Source organism: Halomonas sp. BN3-1 (assembly GCF_003056325.1).
GTDB lineage: Bacteria > Pseudomonadota > Gammaproteobacteria > Pseudomonadales > Halomonadaceae > Halomonas > Halomonas litopenaei.
In genome coordinates this window covers 21,528-46,756 of sequence record NZ_PYVV01000021.1, presented here as the reverse complement: position 1 = coordinate 46,756, position 25,229 = coordinate 21,528, and the positions used below count along the sequence as shown (strand labels likewise).

The 25,229-nt window shown below is 64.9% G+C and carries 17 protein-coding genes; 10 read left to right on the top strand and 7 right to left on the bottom strand.

Annotated features, from left to right (window positions below; translation table 11 throughout):
• Positions 1-242 precede the first annotated feature (242 nt).
• The gene (locus C9F12_RS21220) at positions 243-1,799 is read right to left on the bottom strand and encodes a phospholipase D family protein (RefSeq protein WP_240184322.1); all 1,557 of its coding nucleotides are present in this window, start codon (positions 1,797-1,799) and stop codon (positions 243-245) included.
• A gap of 338 nt (positions 1,800-2,137) precedes the next feature.
• Between C9F12_RS21220 and C9F12_RS21215 the strand changes: the two genes are divergently transcribed.
• Genes C9F12_RS21215 through C9F12_RS21200 form a run of 4 tightly spaced genes read left to right on the top strand, consistent with a single transcriptional unit; the run spans position 2,138 to position 7,404 of the window.
• Positions 2,138-2,680, top strand: coding sequence for a fimbrial protein (locus tag C9F12_RS21215; protein ID WP_108450122.1), 543 nt, complete (start codon positions 2,138-2,140; stop codon positions 2,678-2,680).
• Positions 2,677-3,468: a molecular chaperone gene (locus C9F12_RS21210; protein ID WP_108450121.1), complete on the top strand. Its 792-nt coding sequence runs from the start codon at positions 2,677-2,679 to the stop codon at positions 3,466-3,468. The genes C9F12_RS21215 and C9F12_RS21210 overlap by 4 nt, the downstream gene beginning before the upstream one ends.
• 9 nt (positions 3,469-3,477) lie before the next feature.
• A complete protein-coding gene (locus C9F12_RS21205) occupies positions 3,478-6,087 on the top strand; it encodes a fimbria/pilus outer membrane usher protein (protein WP_108450120.1) in 2,610 nt (869 codons plus the stop codon).
• The gene (locus tag C9F12_RS21200; RefSeq protein WP_108450119.1) at positions 6,088-7,404 is read left to right on the top strand and encodes a fimbrial protein; all 1,317 of its coding nucleotides are present in this window, start codon (positions 6,088-6,090) and stop codon (positions 7,402-7,404) included. It begins immediately after the preceding gene.
• An 18-nt stretch (positions 7,405-7,422) separates the two neighbouring features.
• Here the strand turns inward: C9F12_RS21200 and cobA are convergent, their stop codons facing one another.
• Together cobA and C9F12_RS21190 are read right to left on the bottom strand one after the other, a co-directional pair.
• Positions 7,423-8,388, bottom strand: a complete 966-nt coding sequence (gene cobA, locus C9F12_RS21195; protein ID WP_240184321.1) for a uroporphyrinogen-III C-methyltransferase — start codon at positions 8,386-8,388, stop codon at positions 7,423-7,425.
• Positions 8,351-11,182 carry a nitrate reductase gene (locus C9F12_RS21190; protein WP_108450117.1) on the bottom strand — a complete coding sequence of 944 codons (2,832 nt, stop codon included), beginning with the start codon at positions 11,180-11,182 and terminating at the stop codon, positions 8,351-8,353. Before C9F12_RS21190 ends, cobA begins: the two co-directional genes overlap by 38 nt.
• A 712-nt stretch (positions 11,183-11,894) precedes the next feature.
• Between C9F12_RS21190 and C9F12_RS21185 the strand changes: the two genes are divergently transcribed.
• The 6 genes from C9F12_RS21185 (at position 11,895) to C9F12_RS21160 (ending at position 20,109) form a co-directional block, all read left to right on the top strand.
• On the top strand, positions 11,895-12,494 hold the full coding sequence (locus C9F12_RS21185) for an ANTAR domain-containing protein (protein ID WP_045994380.1): 600 nt from the start codon (positions 11,895-11,897) through the stop codon (positions 12,492-12,494).
• Positions 12,491-13,585: a CmpA/NrtA family ABC transporter substrate-binding protein gene (locus tag C9F12_RS21180; RefSeq protein ID WP_108450116.1), complete on the top strand. Its 1,095-nt coding sequence runs from the start codon at positions 12,491-12,493 to the stop codon at positions 13,583-13,585. The genes C9F12_RS21185 and C9F12_RS21180 overlap by 4 nt, the downstream gene beginning before the upstream one ends.
• A gap of 300 nt (positions 13,586-13,885) precedes the next feature.
• Positions 13,886-15,199 (top strand): FAD-dependent oxidoreductase, encoded by a 1,314-nt coding sequence (locus tag C9F12_RS21175; RefSeq protein ID WP_108450115.1) that lies wholly within the window; start codon positions 13,886-13,888, stop codon positions 15,197-15,199.
• A complete protein-coding gene (nirB, locus tag C9F12_RS21170; RefSeq protein WP_108450114.1) occupies positions 15,199-17,766 on the top strand; it encodes a nitrite reductase large subunit NirB in 2,568 nt (855 codons plus the stop codon). Before C9F12_RS21175 ends, nirB begins: the two co-directional genes overlap by 1 nt.
• Positions 17,767-17,843: 77 nt before the next feature.
• Entirely contained in the window at positions 17,844-18,209 is a 366-nt protein-coding gene (gene nirD / locus C9F12_RS21165) for a nitrite reductase small subunit NirD (RefSeq protein ID WP_108450113.1), read from the top strand.
• 496 nt (positions 18,210-18,705) lie between these two features.
• Positions 18,706-20,109 carry a PhoH family protein gene (locus C9F12_RS21160; protein WP_108450112.1) on the top strand — a complete coding sequence of 468 codons (1,404 nt, stop codon included), beginning with the start codon at positions 18,706-18,708 and terminating at the stop codon, positions 20,107-20,109.
• Between the two features lie 141 nt (positions 20,110-20,250).
• Here the strand turns inward: C9F12_RS21160 and C9F12_RS21155 are convergent, their stop codons facing one another.
• From C9F12_RS21155 to C9F12_RS21140, 4 genes are all read right to left on the bottom strand, one after another.
• Complete coding sequence (locus C9F12_RS21155) at positions 20,251-21,816, bottom strand: diguanylate cyclase (RefSeq protein ID WP_162816544.1); 1,566 nt, start codon at positions 21,814-21,816, stop codon at positions 20,251-20,253.
• A gap of 186 nt (positions 21,817-22,002) precedes the next feature.
• Positions 22,003-22,665, bottom strand: coding sequence for a carboxylesterase (locus C9F12_RS21150; protein WP_108450110.1), 663 nt, complete (start codon positions 22,663-22,665; stop codon positions 22,003-22,005).
• A gap of 114 nt (positions 22,666-22,779) precedes the next feature.
• Positions 22,780-24,549, bottom strand: coding sequence for an SLC13 family permease (locus tag C9F12_RS21145; RefSeq protein ID WP_045994374.1), 1,770 nt, complete (start codon positions 24,547-24,549; stop codon positions 22,780-22,782).
• A 282-nt stretch (positions 24,550-24,831) separates the two neighbouring features.
• Complete coding sequence (locus tag C9F12_RS21140; protein ID WP_045994373.1) at positions 24,832-25,038, bottom strand: cold-shock protein; 207 nt, start codon at positions 25,036-25,038, stop codon at positions 24,832-24,834.
• Positions 25,039-25,229 lie beyond the last annotated feature (191 nt).

Here is a 25,229-nt window from a genome sequence, read left to right as displayed (position 1 = left end):
CATGGCAACGGCGGTGTCCGTAGGCTGACGTTTTGGCGAATATCAGCTTACTCGGATTTACCGCCGTTTCTCTATCCTGCCTGTCCTCACGCGCCTTGCCCGTTTCACGCTAATCTGCGATGAACCCGTTTTTACTCCGGTGACATACAGACGGCCAGCGCAATGCTGGCCGTCCTGTCTTTGTATCGAGCCGTGTCGAGCCGAGTCTTGCCCTGGCATCTCGGCACTTGCCGCTCGGGACGCTAAAGCATCCACTCCACCGGCAGCACAGAGATCAAGGTTACCGCCGCCCGGCGGAAGATGCCCACGTTGGGCTCGCCGTCGTACTGCACTACCCCTTGCGGCGTACGCTCCAGCCAGATCATGCTGCCGTCTTCGTCCAGCTTGACCTCGTAGGCGTTGTCGAGCACGTCGGTATTGAACACCCGCTGCATTTCCTGAGCGAGCTCCGGACTCTCGATGATAAAGCCGAGTTCGGTATTCAGTCGCGCCGAGCGTGGGTCGAAATTGAACGAGCCGACGAACAGCCGATCGCCGTCCACGGCGAAGGTCTTGGCGTGCAGGCTGGCACCCGAGCTGCCGAAGGGGCCGGCAGACTCGCTGCGCCCCGGCGCATCTGGCGCGCGCTTGAGCTCGAACAACCGGACGCCAGCCTCCAACAGCTCGCGTCGCCGCTTGGCGTAGCCGGCGTGCACTGCGGCCACATCGGTCGCCTCCAGTGCGTTGGTCAGAATGGTCACCTCCACGCCGCGCGCCTCTAGATCGGCGAACATGCGAGTGCCCTTCTCTACCGGCACAAAATACGGCGACACCAGATGCACGCTGTCCCGGGGCGGCCCCAGCAGGCCACGTATGCGTCCGGTCAGCAGGTCTTCATCGGCGGCCAGCCCCAGGCCCTTGGCCGGATCGTCACTGACCATTCTGGTGTTGGCCCAGACCAGCTCAAGGCTACCGTCCTCGATCGACTCGATGAACTGGCTTTCGTCCAGCGCCTGCCGGTACTCCAGCGAATCAGGGGTACGGACGATTTCCGCCGAGGCCTGCTCGAAGCGTGCCAGCCCCTGGCGCCCCACCGAGTCGAGCACCCGACTGGCCGGGTAGGAGGACTGGCTGGCCCAGTACAGATCGAAGTCTTCAGAGACCTGCTCGACCACCGGCCCCACGGCGACGACATCGAGATCGGCGAACATCACGTTATCGCCGGCGCCGAAATACTCGTCACCGATATTGCGCCCGCCGATGATGGTGGCCTGGTTGTCCACCGTCAGTGACTTGTTGTGCATGCGCCGATTGGCCCGGGAGAAGTCGGTCAGGTAGCCGATAAACCGCGGTGAGCGCACCACGAAGGGATTGAACAGGCGTATCTCGATATTGGGGTGAGCATCCAGCGCTGCCAGCTTGTCATCGAGCCCTGCAGTGTTGGTGTCATCGAGCAGCATGCGGACGCGCACGCCACGATTGGCGGCGTCCAGCATGGCCTGATACAGCATCGAGCCGGTGATGTCGTCGTGCCAGATGTAATACTGGACATCGAGGGTCCGCTCTGCCGCTTCCGCCAGCAACAGTCGTGCGGCAAAGGCGTCGTGGGGATTGCGCAGGGTATGGATACCACTCTTGCCGGGATGGGCATCCACATAGGGTGCCAGCATCTCGCCGAGCGCCGTGTCGCGGGCCTGCTCCAGCGTCAGATGCTGTGTCTGGCTACGCCCTTCCAGGGAGGGCAGGCCGCTGCATCCAGTTAACAACACGGCCACCGATAGCCACAGGGCAAGCATCAGCGGTTTTCCGATAACGGGCATTCGAGAGTTCCATTCGTCGCTGGGTTGGCCGTTACAGCATAGCGAAGTTGCAGAAGAACCACCGCAAGGCTTTTTCTCATCGCCGGCCTCCTCGGCCGCCCCCTCGATCAACCTCTCGATAGCCCTCTCGATGCCCTCTCGATGCCCCCCCAACGCCGCCACCGTTGCCACCCGAACGCCATATTGACCACAACGAGCGATCGCAGCCTTCGTTCGTCGCTGCACTGATTTACGTCAAATCTAATTTTACTTTTTCTAATAGCCTTTCCCCTATCCCCTCACGCAGGCCTTCTCCACCGCCGTGAAAAGCCGACTGCCCCGAACAAGAGGAAACCACGATGCCCGTCCGTCACTTCTCCATCACCCGGCTGAGCCTTGTCGCTCTGTTGCTTGCCGGTACCTCGGCCCAGGCCGCCGACGGCACCATCAGCTTCACCGGCGAAATCGTCGCGGCCAACTGCACCATACCGACGGCCGCCACTACCGTGACGCTACCCAAGGTGTCCACCAGCGCCTTCGGCGCCTCCGGCACCCGAGCAGGCCAGAAGGCCTTCCAGCTCGTGCTGAAATGCGCCGCCGGCGCTACCGGCCGCAACAAGGTCTCGGTGCGCTTTACCGGAGATGACACCCAGGTGGATCCGGTCACCGGGTTGTTCCTGCTCACCAGCGACAGCACTGCCAAGGACGTGGGGATCGCCGTCTACGATGCCAACGACGATTGGGTCAAGGCGGCCGACAACGACAGCACCCCGCCGGTGGACATCGTGGCAGGCGATGACACGACGGTCATTTCCCTGAGCGCCTGGTACCAGTCCACCGCCGCCACGGTAACCGCCGGCACCGTCAAGGCCAGCGGCAACATCGAGCTCGTCTACCAATGATCGCGATAGAAGGCCCCGGCGCTTCGCCCATTGCCATGCGGGCGTGGCAGCGACTGGTGATACACGCCCTCGGCCTGGGTCTGAGTCTGTGTCTTGCGCTCATCATCGCGGCGTTGCCAGGTCACAAGGCCGAGGCCAGCATCACCATCAATGGCACCCGCGTCATCTATCAGGAGGCCCAGCGGGAGCAGACGCTCCGGCTGGAAAACCAGGATAGTGTCCCGGTGCTGGTCCAGGCCTGGGCCGACCGCCACGCCGGAGGGCGCCCGGCGCGGGACGCCGAGTCGCCATTTCTGGTGACGCCATCGGTATTCCGTCTCGACCCCGGAGAGAGTCAGACCCTGCGTATCCTGCGCATTCGCGACGTGCAAAGGTCCGACCAGGAGTCGCTCTACTGGCTCAACATCAAGGAGGTGCCACCGCTACCCCAGGGGACCACCAACCGACTGCAGCTAGGCATCCTGACACGCCTGAAACTGTTCTATCGTCCGACGGGCCTCGCCGGTGAACCCGGCGACGCCATCGCCAATCTTCAGTGGCATCTGGCGCCTGGCCCCGACCTGCGCCTGGTGTGCGACAACCCCTCGAACTACCACGTGTCGTTGATCGGCGGTGCCTGGCGGCAGTTCAGCGACCACGATGATCTTTCCCTCGACATGCTGGCTCCGCACAGCGAGGCAAGCTGGTCACTGCAGACGAGGCCTGCGCCAGGGTCATCACTGTGGTACCGGGCGATCAACGACTACGGCGCCGTCGTGGTGCGCGAGGCCATCCCGGACACCGAATGAACCGACGACATGGCACTACCGTCTACCGAGTCGACGCCGCTGGCCGCTGCCAGACATCCTCCCCCCTGCCGGTGGTGCTTCACCGCCGGGCGCTACCGGTGGCGAGCGGCATTGGTGGTCGCGGCGGCAGTGGTGGCGACGGTGACAGGGCCACGGCCGGTCCAGGCCGACGAGGTGACCTTCGACCCAGCCTTCCTCGAAGACGCCAGTCTCGACATGCGTCGCTTCTCCCGCCCGGACTACGTGGTACCAGGCGACTATCTGGTCGATCTGACGCTCAACCAGACGCCACTGGGACGCTATCCGCTGCGTGTCGAGGACACCCCGGACGGAACACAGCGACTTACCCTGCCCCTCGACGCCTGGTTGGCCGCGCGCCTTGAGCCGGCCATCGAACAGGAAGTGCGAGACATCTGCCGGCTGGACGCCAACTGCTTTCTGGGGGTGGACGCCGCCCTGCCCGGCGCCAGCCTGGATCTCGACATCGGTGACCTGCGCGCCCACCTCAGCGTGCCCCAGGCGTTGCTTCATCGGCTGCCTCGTGGCCAGGTCGACAGCGCGCGCTGGGAGCCCGGCACCACCGCCCTGCTGGCCAACTATCAAGTGAACGGTTATCGCTCGAGCACCGACGAAGGGCACTATCAAAGTGCCTTTCTCGGCACGACGCTCGGCGCCAACCTTGGCCTGTGGCAGTTTCGCAGCAGCCTCAACGTTTCCCGCAGCGATGACGGCGACGTCGACTGGGACAGCCTTCATCACTACGTTCAGCGGCCCCTGCCGGACCAGGGCTTGCTGCTGCGGGCCGGCGAGATCAACACCCGAGGGGACTTCTTCGATTCGCTGGCGCTGCGCGGAGTCACGCTACGCACAGAGACCCGCATGCTGCCCGACAGTCGACGTGGCTACGCTCCCGTGGTCCGCGGCAGCGCCAGAACCCAGGCGCATGTCACCATCTCCCAGCAGGGGCGGCGTCTGCTCGAGACCAGCGTGCCTCCCGGCCCCTTCGAGATCGACGACCTCTATCCCACCGGCTACGGGGGTGATCTTGAGGTGAAAGTCACCGAGGCCGATGGACGCGTCGAGCGCTACAGCGTGCCCTATGCTGCCGTCCCGGGCCTGCTGAGACCGGGGCAATCGCGCCTCTCGCTGGCCGCCGGTCAGTACCATGCCAAAGGCCTCGATGACCCTCCCTCACTGCTGGAGGCCGGCTATCGACGGGGGCTCGACAACGCCATCACCGCCTACGGCGGCGCCCAGCTCAGCGAACACTACTGGTCTCCGCTGATCGGCGCCGCCTTCAATACCCCCGCGGGGGCCATTGCTCTCGATGCCCAGTACGCCCACGCCGACCTTCCCCAGGGAGGGCGCAACGGCTGGAGTCTCGAGGCCTCCTACAGCCGCCACCTGCAATCCACCGATACCGACATCAATCTGGCGGCGTATCGCTACTCGACCACGGGGTTCGTGTCGCTGGCAGACGCCGCCTGGATTGCCGACGCTGACGACGACGGCGCTCAGGCAGATGAAGGGTACGAAGACGACAGCACGACCATCGATCAACGCAGTCGTCTGCAGCTCAATCTGAGCCAGCCCCTCGGGCCACATACACGCATCTCCGCAACCGGCAGCCTGGCGGACTACTGGCATCGCGGCGGCACCGAGTCGTCCTACCAGCTGAGTCTGAGTCACCGCATCGGGCGCGTCAGCCTTGCCCTCAACCTGTCGCGCACCGACAACCGTGAAGGAGAGGCCGAGCACCGGGCGCTGGTATCGCTGACGCTGCCGCTGTCCAACGCGTCCTTCGCCCCACGTCTGGGTGTCTCCGCCAGTCGTGACAGCCGCCATCATGACGATACCCAGCTCGACCTCACCGGCACCCTGGGCGACGAACGCGAGCTGTCCTACGGGCTGTTCGCCAATCAGACCCGCGGCCCGAAGGAGCGCTACCGCTCCTATGGGCTCAACCTGTCGAGCGGAACCTCCGTCGGCCGCTTCACCGCGGCAGGCTCGAAAAGCGACGACTACCGACAACTTTCCATCGGCGCCAGCGGCGCCGTGCTGATACACCGCCACGGCGTGACCTTCGGCCAGAGCACCAGCGATACCGTAGGCCTGGTCAGCGCCCCGGGGGGCGCCGGCGCTCGCGTCACCAACGCCGCCAACCTGACCCTCGACGATGACGGCGAGGCATTGGTCCCCTACTTGACGGCCTACCACGACAACGCGGTCCAGCTGGACCCGCGCGGCGCCGCCACCTCGGTGGAATTTCAGCGAACTTCGATCGATGTCGCGCCCTATGCCGGCGCGGTGGTGCCACTGCGCTTCGCCACTCGAACCGGGCTGCCGGTGGTGATCGTGCTGGAGCAGAACGGCCGGGGCGTACCGCTGGGCGCCGAAGTCAGCGCCACCGACGGACGCAAGCTGGGGGTGGTCGGCGCCGGCGGCATGCTGCTACTGCGCGATCTGACGCCCGGTACCTCGCTCCAGGTGACGTTGGGAGGCGAACGACGTTGCTGGGCACGTCCTGTCTGGACGCCTCCGACGGACAGCGACGAGATACCGATCGTCACCAGCCCCTGCCAGCCAACGCCACTGAAAGACCTGCTGGAGACAACGTGAATGCGCACCATCGGCTTGAAGACCCGCAGCGCGAGCGCTCCGCTGCGTTTCGCCATCAGACTTCTCGGCTTGCTGCTGTCGATCGCCGCACTGCTGTCGGCGACCTCGGTGGAGGCCAGCTGCCGACGCATCAACCCACCATGGAGTGACCAGCCTCTGACGGTAAATTTTGGCGCCGAGATCGTGCTCGACGAAAACGTGGCCGTCGGCACGCCCATCGCCACGGCGGTCATCCCCGGCAGCCAACTCTATGCGATCAAAGGAGGCTGGGTCGCCACCTGCAACAATCAGGACGATGCGATCAAGTACTGGTGGCTCGAGCAGCACTACTCCCAGTCCAGCGGCTCCCACCCGGTCCCCGGCATCAGCGTGGACAGCGCCGACGGGCGCGTCTACATCATGCAGGACAGCGGTAGCCGCAATCCCTACGGCGGCGGGGGCAGCGGCAGCGTCGGCTATACCACGGAATTGCTGGTCAACGGCAGCGCCCATGCGTTCGCCTGGGTCTCCGCTTCCCCCAACAAGAACATTCCCCCGATCGGCGAGGAGATCCACGGCATCCCCTGCAGCGACGCCCTGCTGGGAACGGGTGAGGCCGAGGGTTATCCCCCCCTGATAGATATCAACTGCCCCATCGGTGACTACGCGGTCAACTGGCGCCAGCTTCCCCCCTTCCAGATCAAGGTCACGCTCTACCGCATGGCCGGTTCCCCAGGCACCAGCGGTGTACAGCTTCAGAACAACAACAACGCCGGCTTCAGCCTGTTCTCGCTGATGAACCGCCAGAGCACGCCACCTTCAAATAATGGAGACCTGTTCAATCTGGTCAGGCTGCAGCTGGCCCAGCGCACTCGGGTTCGAATCAATCCCTGCCATGGCATCAACAATGTCTCGGTGTCACTGGGAGAGGTAGGCAGCCATCGCTTCACCACCCTGGGCCAGCCTGCCTCAGGCGTCGCCGACACCCCGGTACATGTCACCGCCTGGTGTCACTCCGACGGCGACATCAAGTGGGCCGTACTGGGCAAGTCGGCAGCCTACGATCCCGGCGGGAATCAGGGTATTCTGGCCCTGGACAGTGCGGAGGAAAGCGCCAGCGGCGTGGGTATCCAGCTGATCCACACCGGTAGCCTGGCGCCACTGCCGATCACCCCCGAAGGCAGCGCCTTCGACGCCTACCGCTGGATCGACACCAACCTTCATGCGCAGGGCGGCAACATCTTGATGCTCGACTTTCTGGCCCGCTACGTGAAGACCGGCACCGTCACGCCAGGTACCGCCAATGGCCATGCCACCCTGGTGCTGTCGCCTAAATGAGTTTCCACCGTCTTCGCTCTACGACAGGCAGGCAGCCGGTTCAGCAACGCTCGCCCGGCTGCCGGCGACCCGCGACACCACCCCGCCGACGATGATCAGGCAGGGGGATGGCAAGGGGTTCTCCGCCAGGCGCTGATCGATATTGCCAAGGGTGCCCACCAACGAGGCCATCTCGGGAAGACTGGCGTTGGCCACCAGCATCACCGGCCAGTCCTGTGGCAGGCCTGCGCCACGCAGGCCACGGGTCATCGCGCCAAGCTTGTTGAGCCCCATGTAGAACACCAAGGTCTCGTCGCGTCGGGCCAGTGATGCCCAGTCCGGCTCGCCCCCCTCGCGACACTGCTGGGCGGTGATCAGGCGAAGGCTCTGGGCGTGGCCGCGATCGGTCAGCGGAATCCCCATGGCGGCGCAGGCGCTGGCCGCCGCCGAGATGCCGGGCACGATCTCACGCGCAATGCCGGCCTCGTCGAGGGCGTCGAGTTCTTCCCCGAGGCGCCCGAAGATGCCCGGATCGCCGCCCTTGAGGCGCACCACCGCCTTGCCCTGGCGCGCCAGCGCCACCAGCAGGGTGCCGATCTGCGCCTGATCGACGCTGTGGTGGCCCCTGGCCTTGCCGACATAGTGGCGCTCGACACCGGCCGGAATCATCGCCAGCACCTCGGGCCCCACCAGGCGGTCGTAGACCACCGCGTCGGCGTGTTCGATCCGATCCAGCGCCTTGAGCGTCAGCAGTTCACCCGCACCGCTGCCCGCCCCCACCAGCGCGACCCGGCCAACAGCGCCGCCTGACCGATGGCCAGCGCCGCTGGCAGCGGACCGGGAGGCCAGCCGGTCGGCCCAATGCTGGCTTTGCCCTGCCAGTCGCCCCAGCAGCATCGACAACCCGTCCAGACGACGTGCCAGCCAAGGCGTCGTCCCCGCTTCAACAAGGTGACCCAGCCGGTCTCTAGGCCGACTGGGGTTGTGCACGCTCGATGCGACCACGGCTCTTCTCCTCTTCCACCAGACTCTTCAATTCGGGAATACAACTGCCGCACTGGGTGCCACAGGCCAGCCGCGCGCCGAGCGCCTCGACGCTGTCGTCGCCGGCACGAATCGCCCGCTGGATCGGGGTGCGCCCCACCTGATGGCAACTGCACACGATCGGCCCCTGGTCAGCGGCGCCGTCATGACAGGCCGCCAGCACTCGCCGCCGATGCTGCTGACCCATGGCCTCGCCACGTGCGGCCTCGTCGAAGCGCTCGCACAGCCAGCCAAGCCCCGGCAGTTCGCTGACCGGGCCAACCATCAGCCACCAGCACAGGCGTCCTTGCTCGAACCCCGCCAGGCGCCAGCGACCACTGGCCGGGTCCTGGGCCACCGGGCCCAGCTCCCCCGGCAACTGGCGTGCGGCCCAGTCGAGCCAGTCGCGTTCGACGCCCGCTTTCTCGACGCTCCCTTTCTCAACACCCCCTGGCTCGATCGGCTCACCGGCCAGTTGCCATCGCTCCGCCGAGGCCAGCGGGACCCGCGTCCAGTAGTTCGTCCCCTCGACCACCCGGGCCGCCAGGCCCGAACCCTCGGGTGGTCCCTGCTGGGCCAGTGCCCGGGAAACCACCAGGGTCGCCTCCCAGGCGTGCTGCAGCGGCGTGACCGCCACCGCGCCATGCTTGGTCTCCGGCTGGCCAGAAAGCGGATCAACGTCCGGGGCGAACAGGCTCCCCGCCAGCGGCGAGTGACTGAAGCGCGGTGTCCAGTGGATGGGCACGAACACTTCCCCACGGCGCTGGGCGGCAGAGACCCTGACGCGGGCGCGCATCTCGCCGCTGCGCGAGCGGATCCTGGCGAGCCCCTGGTCACACAGCCCCAGGGCCTCGGCGTCATCCCGATGGACCTCGACGAAGGGCTCGGAGCGGTGATTCATCAGTCGGCTGGCCCTGGCGGTACGGGTCATGGTGTGCCACTGATCGCGCACCCGCCCCGAATTCAGCCGCAGCGGATAGTCGGCGTCAGGCGCCTGGCGCGGCGCCCGCGCGCTCACCGGCCACAGCCGTGCCCGGCCACTCTCGGTGTAGAAGCGGCCGTTTTCGAACAGCCGCGCGGTGCCTCGTGGTGCGCTTGCCGTCACCGGCCACTGGATCGGTGCGAGATCGTCGTACTCGACCCGGGACAGCCCCGCCAGCCCGGAAATATCGAAGGCCCGCCGTCCCTGGTTGTCGAGGCCCGACAAGCGCGCATGCTCGTCGAAGATCTCGCTGGGGTGGTCATAGGCGAAGGCCTCGCCGAAGCCCAGGCGCTCGGCCACCCGGCACAGGATCCACCAGTCGTGGCGGGCCTCGCCCGGCGGCGGCAGGAGACCGCGCTGGCGCGAGATACGCCGCTCGGAGTTGGTGACGGTACCGTCCTTTTCCGACCAGCCGCTGGCCGGCAACACGATATCGGCAAGTTCCACCAGGTCGGTGTCGGCCATGCATTCCGACACGATCACCAGCGGACAGCGCTCGATGGCGCGGCGCACCCGGTCGGCATCCGGCAGGCTCACCAGAGGGTTGGTGGCCATGATCCACAGCGCCTGGATGTCGCCGCGCTCGACGGCCTGAAACAGTTCGACCGCCTTGTGGCCGGGCTCCCGGGGCAGTGTCGGCACCAGCGCCTCGGTCGACCAGAAGCGGGTCAGCCGTTCGATGGCGCCCGGGGTGTGATAGTCCATATGGGCGGCCAGCTGGTTGGCCAGCCCACCGACCTCGCGCCCGCCCATGGCGTTGGGCTGGCCGGTGATGGAAAAGGGGCCGGCGCCGGGCAGGCCAATCTTGCCGCCGGCCAGGTGGCAGTTGAGGATGGCCTGGCACTTGTCGGTGCCGCTGGTCGACTGGTTCACGCCCTGAGAGTAAAGCGTGACCACGTGCAGCTGGGTGGCAAACCAGTAGTAGAAGGTCTCGAGGCGCTCGGCGTCGAGATCGCAGGCCGCCGCCACCGCCTCGATGTCCGACGCCTCGTCCAGGGCGGCGGCAATCGTCTCTTCGGCGCCGTCCACATGGCGCTTCAGATAGACCTCATCGAGCCGTTGGCGACGGGCCATCCAGGCCAGCAGGCCATTGAACAGCAAAGCATCGCTGCCGGGACGCAGCCCCAGGTACAGATCGGCGATCTCGCAGCTATCGGTGACCCGAGGATCGATGACCACGACCCGCATCAGCGGATTGCGGGTCTTGGCCAGACGCAGCCGCTGATACAGCACCGGATGGTTCCAGGCCAGATTGGACCCCACCAGCACCACCAGTTCGGCCTCTTCCAGGTCCTCGTAGTTGCAGGGGACGGCGTCGGCGCCCAGGGTGCGCTTGTAGGCTGCCACCGCCGACGCCATGCACAGCCGCGAGTTGGTATCCAGGTGCGGTGTCCCGAGAAATCCCTTGAACAGCTTGTTGGCGACGTAGTAGTCCTCGGTCAATAGCTGCCCGGACAGGTAGCCGGCAATGGCCTGTGGGCCGCTACCCTCGGCAATCGCTCCCAGACGCTCGGCGACGGCGTCCAGCGCGCTGTCCCAGTCGGTCTCGCGACCGTCCACCCTGGGTCGCGTCAAGCGCCCCTGGCCGCCCAGAGTCTCCGCCAGGGCCGAGCCCTTGACGCACAGGCGACCGAAGTTGGCCGGGTGATCCCGATCGCCCTTGAGGGTAACCGCCTCGCCATCGCGACGTAGCTCGACGCCGCAGCCGACCCCGCAGTAGGGACAGGTGGTGCCTGTGGCCTCGCCGCCCACACCGCTGTCGATCTCCGTGCTGTCGCTATCCGTCCGGGTCATCGCGCTCTCCTGTCGGCCATCTTGCTGCTCTGGCATATCGGCGGCATCTCATCGGCAGATCATCGCTCCGCTAGCGGCCGGGCCTTGATCGGTCGGGCCTTGCTGCGGTCCAAACGCACGACGCCCATCCCGTCGAGCAAGGCTCGAGGAGATGGGCGTCGTTGCCGGATGAAATCCCGCGCTGGATTTCGTGTGTGCTAGCGCCCGTTGCGGACGAGTTGTCGAACCGGCCCACGCCGCCACCAGCGTCGGGACCCTTCCTGGCTCGGCCTAGCGATCTGGCCCGGCTTAGTGATGCCCATGGCACCACCAACGGCACTAGCTTTGCCAGTAACCAAAGCAAACCCTGTGCCAGAACACCACAATCGCCCCTTGCAGTGTGGAATGCTGGTGCCAGCCAATTGAAGCCACGACGTTTTTTTCTGCCGTTTACCCAGGCGATGGCGGCGAGAAGACGACTGACGGACCCCAGGCTCGCACCACAACGAACGATGGAGGCCACCGTTTACGCACCCTTTCGGTGCGCGAGCGCCTGCCCGGCATATCTGCGGGGGCAGGGCGGTGGCTTTGCAGGGGGTTATCTCCCTGACAGGAAACGACAAGATCGAAAATGGAACGCCTTTTGCGCTGACAGGTGCAGAGGCACCCAAGGTGCACCCCTCATCATGTCGACTCGAGCTCTATCGAGCGACAGCATCATCGAGCCACGCCCATGCCCGAACACGACACCTTGAAGGTCCTGTTGGTCGACGACGAGATAGTGCGCGCCGCCATGGTCGAAGAGGCGCTTGCGCTGGACGGACACCAGGTGGTCTGCCGACTGTCAAGCCCGGCCAGCCTCAACGACATGGTGCAGCAGCATCAGCCCGACGTGGTCATCATCGACATGGAATCGCCGGACCGGGACACCCTGGAGAGCATGGCGCTGCTGCAGCGGGAGAACCCTCGACCGGTGGTGTTCTTCGCCGACCAGCATGACCCCGAATCGCTCAAGGCGGCGGTGAAGGCCGGCGTCAGCGCCTATGTGGTGGACGGTCTGGCGGCCAACCGCGTCAAGGCGGTCATCGATGTCGCCATCGCCCGCTTCGAAGCCTTTCAGGGAATGCGCCGCGACCTCGACAAGGCACGCAATCAGCTCGCCGACCGCAAGCGCATCGAACAGGCCAAGGGCCTGTTGATGAAGCATCAGAGCTGCGATGAGGAACAGGCATACCGCATGCTGCGCAAGCTGGCCATGGACCGCGGCCAGCGCATCGCCCAGGTCGCCCAGAACGTCATCGACATCCTCAAGCCACTGGAGAAGGGATCATGAGTCCATCGCTGTCTTCTGACGCGGCCAGCACGTCCAGAACTGGCGCGCCGCATCCACCCGAGCTCGCCAGCCTGACTCTGGGATTCGTGCCACTGCTGGATGCTGCGCTGTTGATCATCGCCCGGGAAGGCGGCTTCTTCGCCGCCCAGGGAGTCGAGGTCAGCCTGTCACGCGAGAACGCCTGGTCCACCCTGCGCGACAAGGTCGCCGCCGGCCTGCTTGACGGCGCCCAGATGCTGGCGCCGATGCCGCTGGCCATGAGCCAGGGGTTGTCCCGCGCGCCTTGTGACACCCTGGCCGCCGCGGTGCTGAGCCGCCAGGGCAATACGCTGGTGCTGTCTCGCCGCCTGGCCGATGCGGTTGGCGCTTCGGTCGACAACGGGGAGCCCGACGCCTTCGGCGCGGCCAGCGAACTGGCCCGACGCTTCAAGGCCTCGCTGAAAGAAGGCACCCGGCCACGCCTGGCCATGGTCTACCCCTACTCCTGCCAGCACCTGTTGCTGCGTGACTGGCTGGCCCGCGGCGACATCGACGTCGACCGCGAGGTCGAACTGGTCGCGCTGCCGCCCCCGCGCATGGTGGACGCCCTGCGCGAAGGCGAGATCGATGGCTTCTGCGTCGGCGAGCCCTGGGGCAGCCTGGCCCAGCATCGTCAGGTGGGTCGAGTGGTGGCCAGCGGCGCGGAACTGATGCCGGCGCATCCCGAGAAGGTGCTGGGGGTGACTGCCTCCTGGGCGCGGCGCTACCCGAATACCCTGTCCGCGCTGCTGCGCGCCCTCCAGGCCGCCGCCCTGTGGCTGGACAAGGCACCTGAGGCCAGACGCCAGACCCTGGCCTGGCTGGCACTGCCCCCCTACCTCGATGAAGCCGTAGGCCATCTCGACGAACTGCCGCTGGAAGCCGCCCCGGGCTACCCCTGCATCGGTGAGCGACTGCGTCCCCTGACGGCCGATTTCGAGGGGTTGATCCAGCGGTTGTCGCCGCTGCTCGAGGCTCGCGGGCGACAGCTCGACACCGCCACCCTGGAGGAGTGCTACAGCGCTGTGCATTACGACGCCGCCACGCACCAGTACGGTGCCGACACGCCCTGAACCCTGCCTGATCGGTGCTGCAGCCCGCCGCCAGGGCCTGCACCAACAGGCTGTTTTACCAGCACAAAACGTAAAACAGGCATGAAACTTGGATAGCCTGTAGCAAGTGCCGGCGAATGCCGGCGGCGGTCAACGGCGATCGCACCGACACTAGACAAAGACGTCTCTTCACCCTCCGACGCCGGAGGTGTGAGAGACGTCTTTGGCGTTTTTGGAGCCCATGCGATGCCTTATTCCACTGGACCTTCTGACTCCAGGCCCCGTTCCTCTGGCCTGCCTGACTCAAGGTCCCGTTCCGAAATGACCCAGGCCGGCTCGTCTTCCCCGACGAGGTCTGATGACGCACGTCTTCCCCACCTGGTGATCGTCGGCAACGGCATGGCCGCGCATCGATTGATCGAGACCCTGGCGGCCAAGAGTAATGCCCCACGACACATCACCGTGATCGGCGCCGAACCGCACGCGGCCTACAACCGCATTCTGCTGTCGAGCTGGCTGGCCGGCGATGTCGAGCAGGATGGATTGACGCTGACACCGCCGCATGACTCCGCCGTCACGGTCGATCAGCGCCTGGGCGCGCGGGTGGAGCGGATCGATCGTACCCGGCGCCTGGTCGAGTGCGACGACGGCGAGGTGATCCCCTACGACCATCTGGTGCTGGCGCTGGGTTCGCGCAGCGCCATGCCACAGATCCCCGGCATCACGCTGACGGGCGTGTCGGGCTTTCGCGATCTGGACGATGCGGCGCGCCTGGCCGACGCAGCAAAGGCTGGCGGCGCGGCGGTGGTGGTCGGTGGTGGTCTGCTGGGCCTGGAGGCCGCCGCCGGCCTCGCCGCCAGAGGCATGCAGGTGTGCGTGCTGCAACGCTCACCGCGCCTGATGAACCGGCAGCTGGACGCCACCGCCAGCACCATGCTGGCAAGCGAAATCGAAGGCCGCGGCATCCATCTTGAGACCGGGGCGCGGTTGGCCGAGATCGTCGGCGATGAAAACGGCCAGGTCGCCGGTGTGCGCCTGGAAGACGACGAGCGCCTGCTGCCGGCGAACTGCGTGGTGATCGCCGCCGGCATCACCCCCAACGCCGAGCTGGGCAGGGATGCGGGGCTCGATTGCGATCGCGCCATCGTCGTCGACGACACCCTGGCCACCTCGGACCCCGACATTTCTGCCCTCGGCGAATGCTGCCAGTTCGAGGACACCACCTACGGTCTGGTGGAGCCGATCTGGCATCAGGTCGAGGTACTGGCCCGTCGCCTGTGCGGCGAGCCCTCGGCGCCTTACCACGAACGCGCCTGCGCCACCAAGCTCAAGGTTTCCGGCGTCTCGCTGTACGCCTTCGGCCCCACCGAGGCCGAGGACGGACATGAGGTCCTCAGCTACCGCGACCAGGGCGAATACCGCCGACTGCTGCTGCGCGACGGCCGACTCGAGGGTGCCGTGCTCTACGGCGATACCCGCATGGGCCCCTGGTTATTCCGGCTCGCCGAGCAAGGCCTGCGACTGGACCAAGTGCGCCACTCGCTGCTGCTGGGCCAGGCCGATACCGAGGCTCTGCTGGCGGACGACGCCACCACCGACACCGACCCATCGACCACCGAACAGGATGCCGCCTGATGTCCAGCACAAAGCACAATCTCGCCGCACACAATGCTCCCGACAGCGACGCCACGGATACCCGCCCCACCCTGGTCGTGGTAGGCAACGGCATGGTCGGTCACCACCTGGTCGAGCAGCTGGTCGAACGTGATCAGCACCGCCGCTACCACATCGTGGTATTCGGCGAGGAACGTCATCTGGCCTACGACCGAGTGCACCTGTCAGAGTACTTCAGCGGCCGCGACGCCCAGTCCCTGGCGCTGTCCACCGCCGACTACTACGCCGAGCACGGCATCGAGCTCAAGTTGCACCAGGCGGTCACCGCCATCGATCGCGATGCACGGCGCGTTCACACCGACGCTGGCTACCTCGACTTCGACCGTCTGGTGCTGGCCACCGGTTCCTTCCCCTTCGTCCCGCCGATTCCCGGCAATGATCGCGAGGGCTGCCTGGTCTACCGCACCTTGGACGATCTCGACGCCATTCGCGCCGCCGCCGCCACCGCCAATACCGGCGTGGTGGTGGGGGGCGGACTGCTCGGGCTGGAGGCCGCCAACGCCCTGCGCGGCCTCGACCTGGACACTGCGGTGGTCGAATTTGCCCCGCGTCTGATGCCGATGCAGGTGGACGAGCAAGGCGGTGAACTGCTCAAGGAAAAGATCGAGGGCCTGGGCGTCCAGGTGCTGACCGAAAGAGCGACCCGCGAGATCGTCCCCGGTGAAGCCAGCCGTCTGCGCATGGTATTTCAGGACGACAAGGTGCTGGAGACCGATCTGATCGTGTTCTCCGCCGGTATACGCCCCCGGGACGAGCTGGCCCGCGAGTGCGGGCTCGAGATCGGCGAACGTGGCGGCGTGGTGATCGATGACCACTGCCTGACCAGCGATCCCGCCATCCTCGCGGTGGGCGAGGTCGCGCTGTACAACAACAGCATCTTCGGCCTGGTCGCCCCCGGTTACCAGATGGCCAAGGCCGCGGCCGACACCCTGTGCGGTGGCGATTCGACCTTCACCGGGGCCGACATGAGCACCAAGCTCAAGCTGATGGGGGTCGACGTGGGGGCCATCGGCGACGCCCACGCCAACCGCCATCCCGGCGCCAAGCAGTACCGCTACTTCGACCAGATCCAGCAGGTCTATCGCAAGCTGGTGGTCTCCGGTGACGGCAAGCGCCTGCTCGGCGCCATGCTGGTGGGCGACAACTCCGCCTACGACAGCCTGATGCAGTACTACGCCAATGGCCTGGATCTGCCGGCGGACCCCGCCTCGTTGATCGTGCCCTCCAGCGAACCGGCGCCGGCGCTGGGCCCGGACGCCCTGCCGGACAGTGCCACCATCTGCTCGTGCCACAACGTCACCAAGGGCGCCATCAGCGTCGCCATCGACGCCGGCTGCGAGGACCTCGGCGCGGTCAAGGGGACGACCAAGGCCAGTACCGGCTGCGGCGGCTGTGCGGCGCTGCTCAAGAACGTCTTCGACCATGAACTGGCGGCCCGCGGCATGGAGGTCGACACCTCCCTGTGCGAGCACTTCGCCCACACCCGCCAGCAGCTCTTCGATATCGTTCGGGTCGCGGGCATCAAGACCTTCAGCGAATTGATGACCCGACACGGCACCATCCTGGACGACGGGGCGCCGAGTCTCGGCTGTGACGTCTGCAAGCCGGCGGTGGCCTCGATCCTGGCCTCCTGCTTCAACGAGCCGATCACCGACGCGGCGCATATCCCGCTGCAGGACACCAATGACACCTTCATGGCCAACATGCAGAAGAACGGCACCTTTTCCGTGGTGCCACGTATCGCCGGCGGTGAGATCACCCCGGACAAGCTGATCGTGCTGGGCCAGGTGGGCAAGAAGTACGGCCTCTACACCAAGATCACCGGCGGCCAGCGCATCGACCTGTTCGGCGCGCGCCTGGAAGACCTGCCGGCCATCTGGGAGGAACTGATCGACGCTGGCTTCGAGACCGGACACGCCTACGGCAAGTCGCTGCGCACGGTGAAATCCTGCGTCGGCAGCAGCTGGTGCCGCTACGGCGTCCAGGACAGCGTCGGCATGGCGCTGCGGCTCGAGCATCGCTACAAGGGACTGCGCTCGCCGCACAAGCTCAAGTTTGCGGTGTCCGGCTGCACCCGCGAGTGCGCCGAGGCCCAGAGCAAGGATATCGGCGTCATCGCCACCGAGCATGGCTGGAACCTGTACGTCTGCGGCAACGGCGGCATGCGTCCGCGTCATGCGGAGCTGTTCGCCACCGACCTGGATGACCAGGCCCTGATCCAGGCCATCGACCGTCTGTTGATGTTCTACGTACGCACCGCCGATCGACTGCAGCGGACTTCTGTGTGGCGCGAAAACCTCGAGGGAGGCCTCGACTACCTCAAGGCGGTGGTGCTCGACGACAGTCTAGGCATCGGCGAGGAGCTCGAACGCCAGATGCAGCACGTCATCGATACCTACGAGTGCGAGTGGGCGGGCGCCCTGGCCGATCCGGACAAGCTCAAGCGCTTTCGCAGCTACGTCAACGACAGCCGCCCCGACCCGGACATCATCGTCACCGAGGAGCGCGGTCAGCTCCGCCCAGCCTGAGCCAACCACCGTTTCCGCCCTCGTGACCGACACCACGTCACGAGACGGGCTGCCAACAACGCCACAAGGAGTTTTCCATGACCGCTTCTTCCATCAGCCGTTCGCTGGATTGGATACCGCTGTGCCAGCGCAGCGACCTGGTGCCCTTCTCCGGTGTCGCCGCCTGGATCGACAGCGCCGAGGGCCCCGCCCAGGTGGCGCTGTTCTACTTGCCCGGGCATAGCCCGGAACTGTTCGCCATCGACCACCACGACCCCATCGCCAAGGCCAATGTGCTGGCCAGAGGCATCGTCGGCGACATCCAGGGAGAGCCGGTGGTGGCCTCTCCCCTGTACAAGCAGCACTTTCGCCTCAAGGACGGCAGTTGCGTGGAAGACGACAGCGTCTCGCTGCGCACCTGGGCGGTGGCCTTCGACCAGGACAGGGTAATGATCGCACCCTGAGCGCCGCAGCATTTCGGCCCGGGCCTGTGCGGCACGAAAGCTGGCGGGCTCGGTCCTGACCGTCATCTCGGGGGATAAGTCCGTCGCGGCCGAATCGCAGAGGACCGGCCTGGCGTGAGCGGGAAGGTTGACCGAAGAATTGACCTGATAGCGCAGCGTTGACACTTCGCCCTTGCAGCATTTTTGTCATCGTCCATGCTTGACTCAAGGGCACCGCTGGACCGAATCAGGGTCCAATGTAAAGAAGCGCCGTTGGCAGCACGTCTTGCGCCACAGCGGGACAAGCTGCAAGGAACGGCCAACCCGCCCAAGGGTTCGAGAATCGATTGAGAACCAGTTGAGAATTGGTTGAGAACCGTTTCATGGCCACAGGAGGAGCCTATCGTGTGCAATCCGACACCTTGGCGGCTGTCACATTCCTGACATCGCGCGCTGAGAGTGTCGACATCAAGGCGTCATGTTGACGCCCAAGGTGACAATCAGGAGAGCTGTGCCGATGGTACGCATCGACAAGAAGGCCACCCGACTGTACGTGCTGGACACCAACGTACTGATCCATGATCCCAGCGCCCTCTACCAGTTCGAAGAGCACGAAGTGGTTATCCCCATGACCGTGCTCGAGGAGCTCGACAAGCACAAGAATGGCATCCGCGAAATCGCCCGCACCGCCCGGCAAGTCAGCCGGACCCTCTCTGACCTGACCGCCAACGTCGACATCGACCAGATACGCCAAGGTATTCCCATCACCCGCGTCAGCGGACCAGATGGCCGACTGAGACTGCTCTGCTACTCCGACCTCACCCTGCCCGACAACCTGGAAGACAGCCCCGACAATCGTCTGCTCGGCGAGACCTGCCGACTGCGTCAGGAGCGCCCCGACGCCTCGGTGATCCTGGTCACCAAGGACATCAACCTGCGGGTCAAGGCCGCCGCCCTCGGCGTGCCGGTCGAGGACTACCTGACCGATCGCGCCTTCGATGACTCCGACGCCATGACCGACGGTGTCGCTGTGTATGAGGACGCCGGCCATGGCTTGTGGGACGCCATGGCGCTGGACGTCAAGGTCGAGCGCGACCATGACCGTGTCATCTATCGACTGAGCGGCGAGATTCCCCAGCACTGGCACCTGGGCATGCTGGTGTCCGACGCCGACGGCGAGGCCAGCTTCGAGGCCATCGTGCGCGAACTCGCCCCCCACCAGGCCACCCTGGAGCTTCTGACCAACTATCGCCACGGCGCCAGCGTCTGGGGGGTACACGCCCACGACAGCCGGCAGAACTTCACCTTGAACCTGCTGATGGATGACGCCGTGGACCTGGTCACGGTGGCCGGCAGTGCCGGCACCGGCAAGACCTTCATGACCCTGGCCGCTGCCTTCCAGCAGACCCTCGATACCAAGCGCTTCGAACGGGTGGTATTCACCCGGGCGCCGATCTCCATGAGCGAGGACATCGGCTTTCTGCCCGGCACCGAAGAGGAAAAGATGTCGCCCTGGATGGGCGCCTTCCACGACAACATGGACAACCTGCTGCGCGACGAGCATGACGGAAGCTCGACCTGGAACCAGGACGCCACGCGCCAGCTACTGGGCTCACGCGTACAGATCCGGGCGCCGGGCTTCATGCGTGGACGCACCCTCAACGACACCTTCCTGATCATCGACGAGGCCCAGAACTTTACGCCAAAGCAGTTGAAGAGCCTGATCACCCGAGCAGGACGCAACACCAAGATCGTCTGTCTGGGCAACGTCGGCCAGATCGACACCCCTTACCTCACCGCCAATACCTGCGGCATGGCCGCAGTGGTTCAGAACTTCAAGAACTGGCCCCATGCCGGCCATGTGACCTTGAAGAGCGTCGAGCGCTCGCGCCTGGCCCTGGCCGGCGAAGAGCTGTTGTAAGCGCCCCCAGCGGAACGAACGCGCCCACCAACGAAACGAAAGCGCCCCCCAACGAAACCAAAGCGCCCCCGCCTGCAAGGCGGGGGCGCTGGCGTTCGGCCCGGAGCTGACACTTTCAGTTGCCCCGGTCACTTGTCACGGTCACTTGTCCCGGTTCATGGCCTTCTCGATCAGCTCCTCGGACTCGCTCTTGGGTGTCTTCTCGATCATTTCGGCCGCTTCGGAATAAAGGCAGACGTAGGTCTGGCAGGAAGCGCAGTGCACCTTTTCATCGGGATTCTTGGTGCTGGGGACTCGCATGTTGTAGCTGCCGCAGTTCGGGCAGGGCTTGGGGATCCGCAGATCTTCGCTCAACGCCATCTCGATCTCCTTGTAGATGGTGGATGATGCCAGGGCCTTGCCCAACGCGAGGTTATCGCGTTCATACTCAGGAAGGAGGCCCTTCAATTGGTTGCGACCGGCACGCTTGGCATCGTAGAGCGCTCCGTCCACACGCCGCATGGCCATGTCGAGACTTTCGTCCTGCCCGACACAGATGGCTCCCATGCTCACCGTTACCTTGAGGGCACGACGGTCGACCTTCAAGGTCGATGCTTCCACGTTGCTTCGAAGACGCTCCAGTATGTCCCAGGCGTCTTCGGCATGAACGTCACCGAGCAGTACCAGAAATTCTTCGCCCCCGATACGCGCCAGCAGGTCATAGGGGCGCAGGCTTAGACGACAGGTATCGGCGAAAGCCTTCAGCACCATATCCCCGGCGGCGTGGCCGTAGGCATCGTTCAGTGACTTGAAATGGTCAAGATCCAGCATCGCCAGCACCGCTGGCTCGCCACGGCGCCGCAATCGGGCGAGTACCCGCGCTCCTGCCTCGAGGAAGGCACGGCGATTCATCACGCCGGTGAGGACATCGGTGCTGACCAGCTTGGCGACACGCGACTCCGCCTGCTTGCGCTGGGTCACATCCAGCAGCAGGCCATCCCAGACCACGGTGCCGTCATCGAATCGCTGGGGCGTCCCCCTGGCCTCGAACCAGCGCTGTCCTTCCGCTACGGTCTCCTGAGCATCACCCAGGGTGATGTCCAGGTGCCAGGGTGTGAGGCTGACCAGCGACTGGGCGAGCGCCAGCGTCAACTGCTCACGCGCGTCCTCGTCCAGCCTGGAAAGCACGACCTCGACGTCTTCAAGGGCTCTTTGACGAGACAGCCCCGTCTGGGATTCGAAGCCAGGTCCCAGGTAGTCAAACGACAAGCCTCCCCCGGGCGACTGGCGCAGCCGGAACACCACTCCCGGGAGCCTCGCCATGCGGCTTTCAATGGTGCGGCTCAGTCGCTGAGCTGACGCCGCCTGCAGTTGCAGTCGGCTGACGTCGTGCTTCATCAGCATCCAGCGGGCAGCGCACCACGACACCGGGTGGATGCTGGTACCAAGGTGACGTAGACGACCAACCCCGTCACAGGCCACCACGCCTTCCCAGCTCCCGCCTCCCTCGCGACAACGCGCAAGGGCCAGCTCCAGTGTCTCGGCTGCCGTACTGCAATGAACATCGGTCAGGCGCAGCCCCCTGATGTCTGCCAGAGACTTGCCCAGTTCATTGCACTGACGAGCGTTCGCCCAGACGATGGTTCCTTCATGGTCAAGCAACAAGGCGGACCCCGGCGCGGCGCCCAGCAGGGCCTCGGCCCCCGACTCCCCGTCACTGACCGTCATGGTCTTTGGGGGTGCGCCACTCTCGGCCTTTGTCTTGTCGCGACGGAAAAACCTCCATACAGACATCACCCTGCATCCCGTAAGCTTTTTCTTAATTTTTTGTACGAAAAAAGCTTAGAAGAACCAGACTTCCTTCGCAGGATGAAAAGTCTCATGTTCGCAGGCTGAGCAAAGCAGCCTCAGGACTCACTGTCCCAGCAGCTCACTCATCCACTCGCCGATATCCCCGATCTGCTGCGGGCAGACCGCGTGAGCCATGGGATACTGACGATAGACGGTGTGATAGCCAAGCTCCTCCAGACGAGCGAAGGCGGCTCGGCCCAGGGATTCGGGTACCACCGGATCCATGCTGCCGTGATGGATTTCCACCCTCAGGTCGCGATTGGCCTCGTTCAGCTTGATCGAGTTCGCGGTGGCAAAGTAGGTGGACATCGCCAGCAGACCGCCTAACGGCTTGTCAAAGCTGAAGGCGGCCTCGTAGGCAACGGCCCCACCCTGGGAAAACCCGGCCAGCAGGATACGTCGGCTGTCGATGCCGGCATCGATCTGGGACTGTACGACGCCCTTGATCCGCTCGGCCGACAGCCGCAGCTGCATCTCGTCCACCCGACGGTCCAGGCTCATCTCGAGAATGTCGTACCAGGCGGGCATGACCATGCCACCATTGATGGTGACCGGCAGGCGCGGTGCATGGGGCAGGATAAATCGGATCTGAGCGTAACCGGGCCTTGGCAGCATGGGCACCACCGGCTCGAAGTCACGCCCATCCGCTCCCAGGCCGTGAAGAATGATCATGCAGGCGTCCGCTTCGCCTCGGGGCTCGATGACCAGCTGGTCGTTGTCGCTCATGGGCAGATCTCAGTCTATGTTGCAAAGCACAACCTCCTAGCCTACCGCAATGCGCCAGAGGGGACGAGCCAAACAGGTGAAGTCACCCGGCTACCGAGAAGCACACAGGGCTTTTTAGAAGGGCCAGAAAAAGGGGGTCAGCACCAGCACCACGACCGCAGTCAGCAGATTCAGGGGGCCGCCGAGCTTGAGGTAATCCTGAACCCGGTAGCCACCGGGGCCCATGACCATCAGATTGGTCTGATAGCCAATCGGGGTGAGAAAACTGGCCGATGCGGCAAACATCACCACGACCACGTAGGGCAAAGGATTGACGCCGAGACTCTCGGCCCCTGCCATGGCGATGGGGAAGGTAATGACCGCTGCGGCATTGTTGGTCACCAGCGAGGTCAGCAGCGCCACCACACAGTAGGTGCCCACCAGCAGCGCCCAGGGACTGTCGCCGACGACACTCAGCAGCCCACGGGCCACCACATCTGCTGCCCCGGACGTCTGCAGTGCGGCGCCCAGGCCAAAGGATGCGGCGATGGTCAGTAACACCTGGGTGTCCATGCCGCGACGGGCACTGCGGACGCTGACACAGCCGCTCAACAGGGCTGCCGTGGCGCCCAGCATGGCGGCGTTCATCATGCTCATCAGCCCGGTGGAGGCCAGCACCACTACCGTCGCCAGGATCGCCCAGGCGCGCAGCGCTCGGTCGAAGGCGGGCCTGGCCTGACCATTGACCTGGCTGATCAACAGGAAGTCCTGAGACTGTCGATGACGTTCGATAAAGGCCGGGCGCGCCTCGAGCAACAGCACATCGGAGGGTTGCAGACGAATCTGCCCGAGGCTACCCGCCACCCTGCGCCCACCACGACAGACCGCCAGCACAGCGGCGCCATAGAGCGTGCGAAAATGGCCATCGCGAATCTTCTGCCCGATGAACTGGCACTGGTCGGAGACTACCGCTTCCACCAGGCGGCGCTCGCGAAACTCCTTCTCAAGATGCGACTCCCCCAGACGGGATGGCCTCAGACCGCGCATCTGCTGCAATTCCACTGCCCCCTCAGTGGTGCCGGCAAAGACCAGGTGATCCCCGCCCTTGAGACGTTCACCCGGCCCCACCACGCTGACCACATTGCCACCGCGTTCGATTTCCACCAGGAAGAGCCCGGAAAGATGCCGCAGCCCGGCCTCTTCGACGGTGCGGTCGACCAGCGGCCCCTGCGGATCCACTTCCATTTCGATGGTGAACTCGCGCAGGTTGGCGAAGGCCTCCTCGCTGCCGGGGCGCCTGGACAGCAGACGAGGCGTTACTACCAGCAGGTAGACGACCCCAACCAGCGCCATGGGCACGCCCACCCAGGCGATTTCGAACAGCCCCAGGTGGAGGTCCGGGAAGCGCTCCTGCATCAGCGAATGCACCACCAGATTGGTACTGGTACCCATCAGGGTGACGGTGCCGCCGAGGATCGAAGCGAAGCTCAGCGGCATCAGCAGCAACTGCGGGGCAATCGAGAAGCGACGCCCCCAGCTGATCACCGCAGGGATGAAGGTGGCCACCACCGGCGTGTTGTTGAGCAGCCCGCTGACGGCGGTGACTGGCCACACCAGGCGTGACAAGGCGTGACGTTCGCCGGAGGGGCGTCCCAGCACGTGACGAATGATCAGATCGATACCACCGGTATCACGCAGGCTGGCGACCAGGATGTAGAGGAAGGCGACCGTGAACAGGCCACTGTTGGAAAAGCCGCCCAACGCCTGCTCGGCGTCGATGACCCCAAGGCTCAGAAGCACCACAAGAGCCCCCATCAGCACCATGTCGGGGCCGAGACGGGTCAGCGCCATCAACGGGAAGACGGCACAGGCAACGGAAAGGGCGATCCAGGCATCCAGCGACATGAGGTGGCCTTGCTGAAGAGAATCAGCCTATTGTGCCTCCCTCACCTTATTCTAAATAGTTACAATGTATTATTTTTTTATCTCTTTCAGGCATATGCGCCATTCACCCTATGCCACAGCGCCTTTGCGAGAGATTCACCTCGTTTACGGGTGTCCTTCACCGGCACCCACCCGGGGCGCAGAATGACACATCAGAAACGCAAAAAGGCCCGCCGTAGCGAGCCTTTTCCATGCATCAAGTGCGATGCATCATGCCGCCTGAGCGGCCATCAAGCGATCGACTTAGTCGATGACCTTGATGTTGGAAGCCTGGAGGCCTTTCTTGCCCTGAGTCACCTCGAAGGAGACCTTCTGGCCATCCTGCAGGGACTTGAAGCCGTCGGCTTGAATCTCGGAGAAGTGAGCGAACAGGTCGTCACCGTTGTCGTCCGGAGAGATGAAGCCGTAGCCCTTAGTGTCGTTGAACCACTTGACGGTACCAGTTGCCATGATCGAATCCTCGACTAGCGTATATACATTACCGGGAGATACCCGAGTTGCAGTGGGTAAAACAAGAAACCTTCCCCCGGAACATCGTCGCCAGGATGCTTCGATGACCTCTGAGACGTTCAACTTGCTAACCAACTGCGAGCAGCATGCGCCGTCTTGGCGCTCAGGTCAAACACTATTTGCACTTGGTT

Bases quoted from the DNA above. Each gene is read 5' to 3' on its own strand.
- C9F12_RS21175 (WP_108450115.1), top strand. From the start codon at position 13,886: ATGACCCAGGCCGGCTCGTCTTCCCCGACGAGGTCTGATGACGCACGT.
- C9F12_RS21160 (WP_108450112.1), top strand. From the start codon at position 18,706: ATGGTACGCATCGACAAGAAGGCCACCCGACTGTACGTGCTGGACACC.
- C9F12_RS21200 (WP_108450119.1), top strand. From the start codon at position 6,088: ATGCGCACCATCGGCTTGAAGACCCGCAGCGCGAGCGCTCCGCTGCGT.
- C9F12_RS21185 (WP_045994380.1), top strand. From the start codon at position 11,895: ATGCCCGAACACGACACCTTGAAGGTCCTGTTGGTCGACGACGAGATA.
- C9F12_RS21210 (WP_108450121.1), top strand. From the start codon at position 2,677: ATGATCGCGATAGAAGGCCCCGGCGCTTCGCCCATTGCCATGCGGGCG.
- nirB (WP_108450114.1), top strand. From the start codon at position 15,199: ATGTCCAGCACAAAGCACAATCTCGCCGCACACAATGCTCCCGACAGC.
- C9F12_RS21140 (WP_045994373.1), bottom strand. From the start codon at position 25,038: ATGGCAACTGGTACCGTCAAGTGGTTCAACGACACTAAGGGCTACGGC.
- C9F12_RS21150 (WP_108450110.1), bottom strand. From the start codon at position 22,665: ATGAGCGACAACGACCAGCTGGTCATCGAGCCCCGAGGCGAAGCGGAC.
- C9F12_RS21205 (WP_108450120.1), top strand. From the start codon at position 3,478: ATGGCACTACCGTCTACCGAGTCGACGCCGCTGGCCGCTGCCAGACAT.
- C9F12_RS21215 (WP_108450122.1), top strand. From the start codon at position 2,138: ATGCCCGTCCGTCACTTCTCCATCACCCGGCTGAGCCTTGTCGCTCTG.
- C9F12_RS21180 (WP_108450116.1), top strand. From the start codon at position 12,491: ATGAGTCCATCGCTGTCTTCTGACGCGGCCAGCACGTCCAGAACTGGC.
- C9F12_RS21155 (WP_162816544.1), bottom strand. From the start codon at position 21,816: ATGACGGTCAGTGACGGGGAGTCGGGGGCCGAGGCCCTGCTGGGCGCC.
- nirD (WP_108450113.1), top strand. From the start codon at position 17,844: ATGACCGCTTCTTCCATCAGCCGTTCGCTGGATTGGATACCGCTGTGC.
- C9F12_RS21145 (WP_045994374.1), bottom strand. From the start codon at position 24,549: ATGTCGCTGGATGCCTGGATCGCCCTTTCCGTTGCCTGTGCCGTCTTC.
- C9F12_RS21220 (WP_240184322.1), bottom strand. From the start codon at position 1,799: ATGCCCGTTATCGGAAAACCGCTGATGCTTGCCCTGTGGCTATCGGTG.
- C9F12_RS21190 (WP_108450117.1), bottom strand. From the start codon at position 11,182: ATGACCCGGACGGATAGCGACAGCACGGAGATCGACAGCGGTGTGGGC.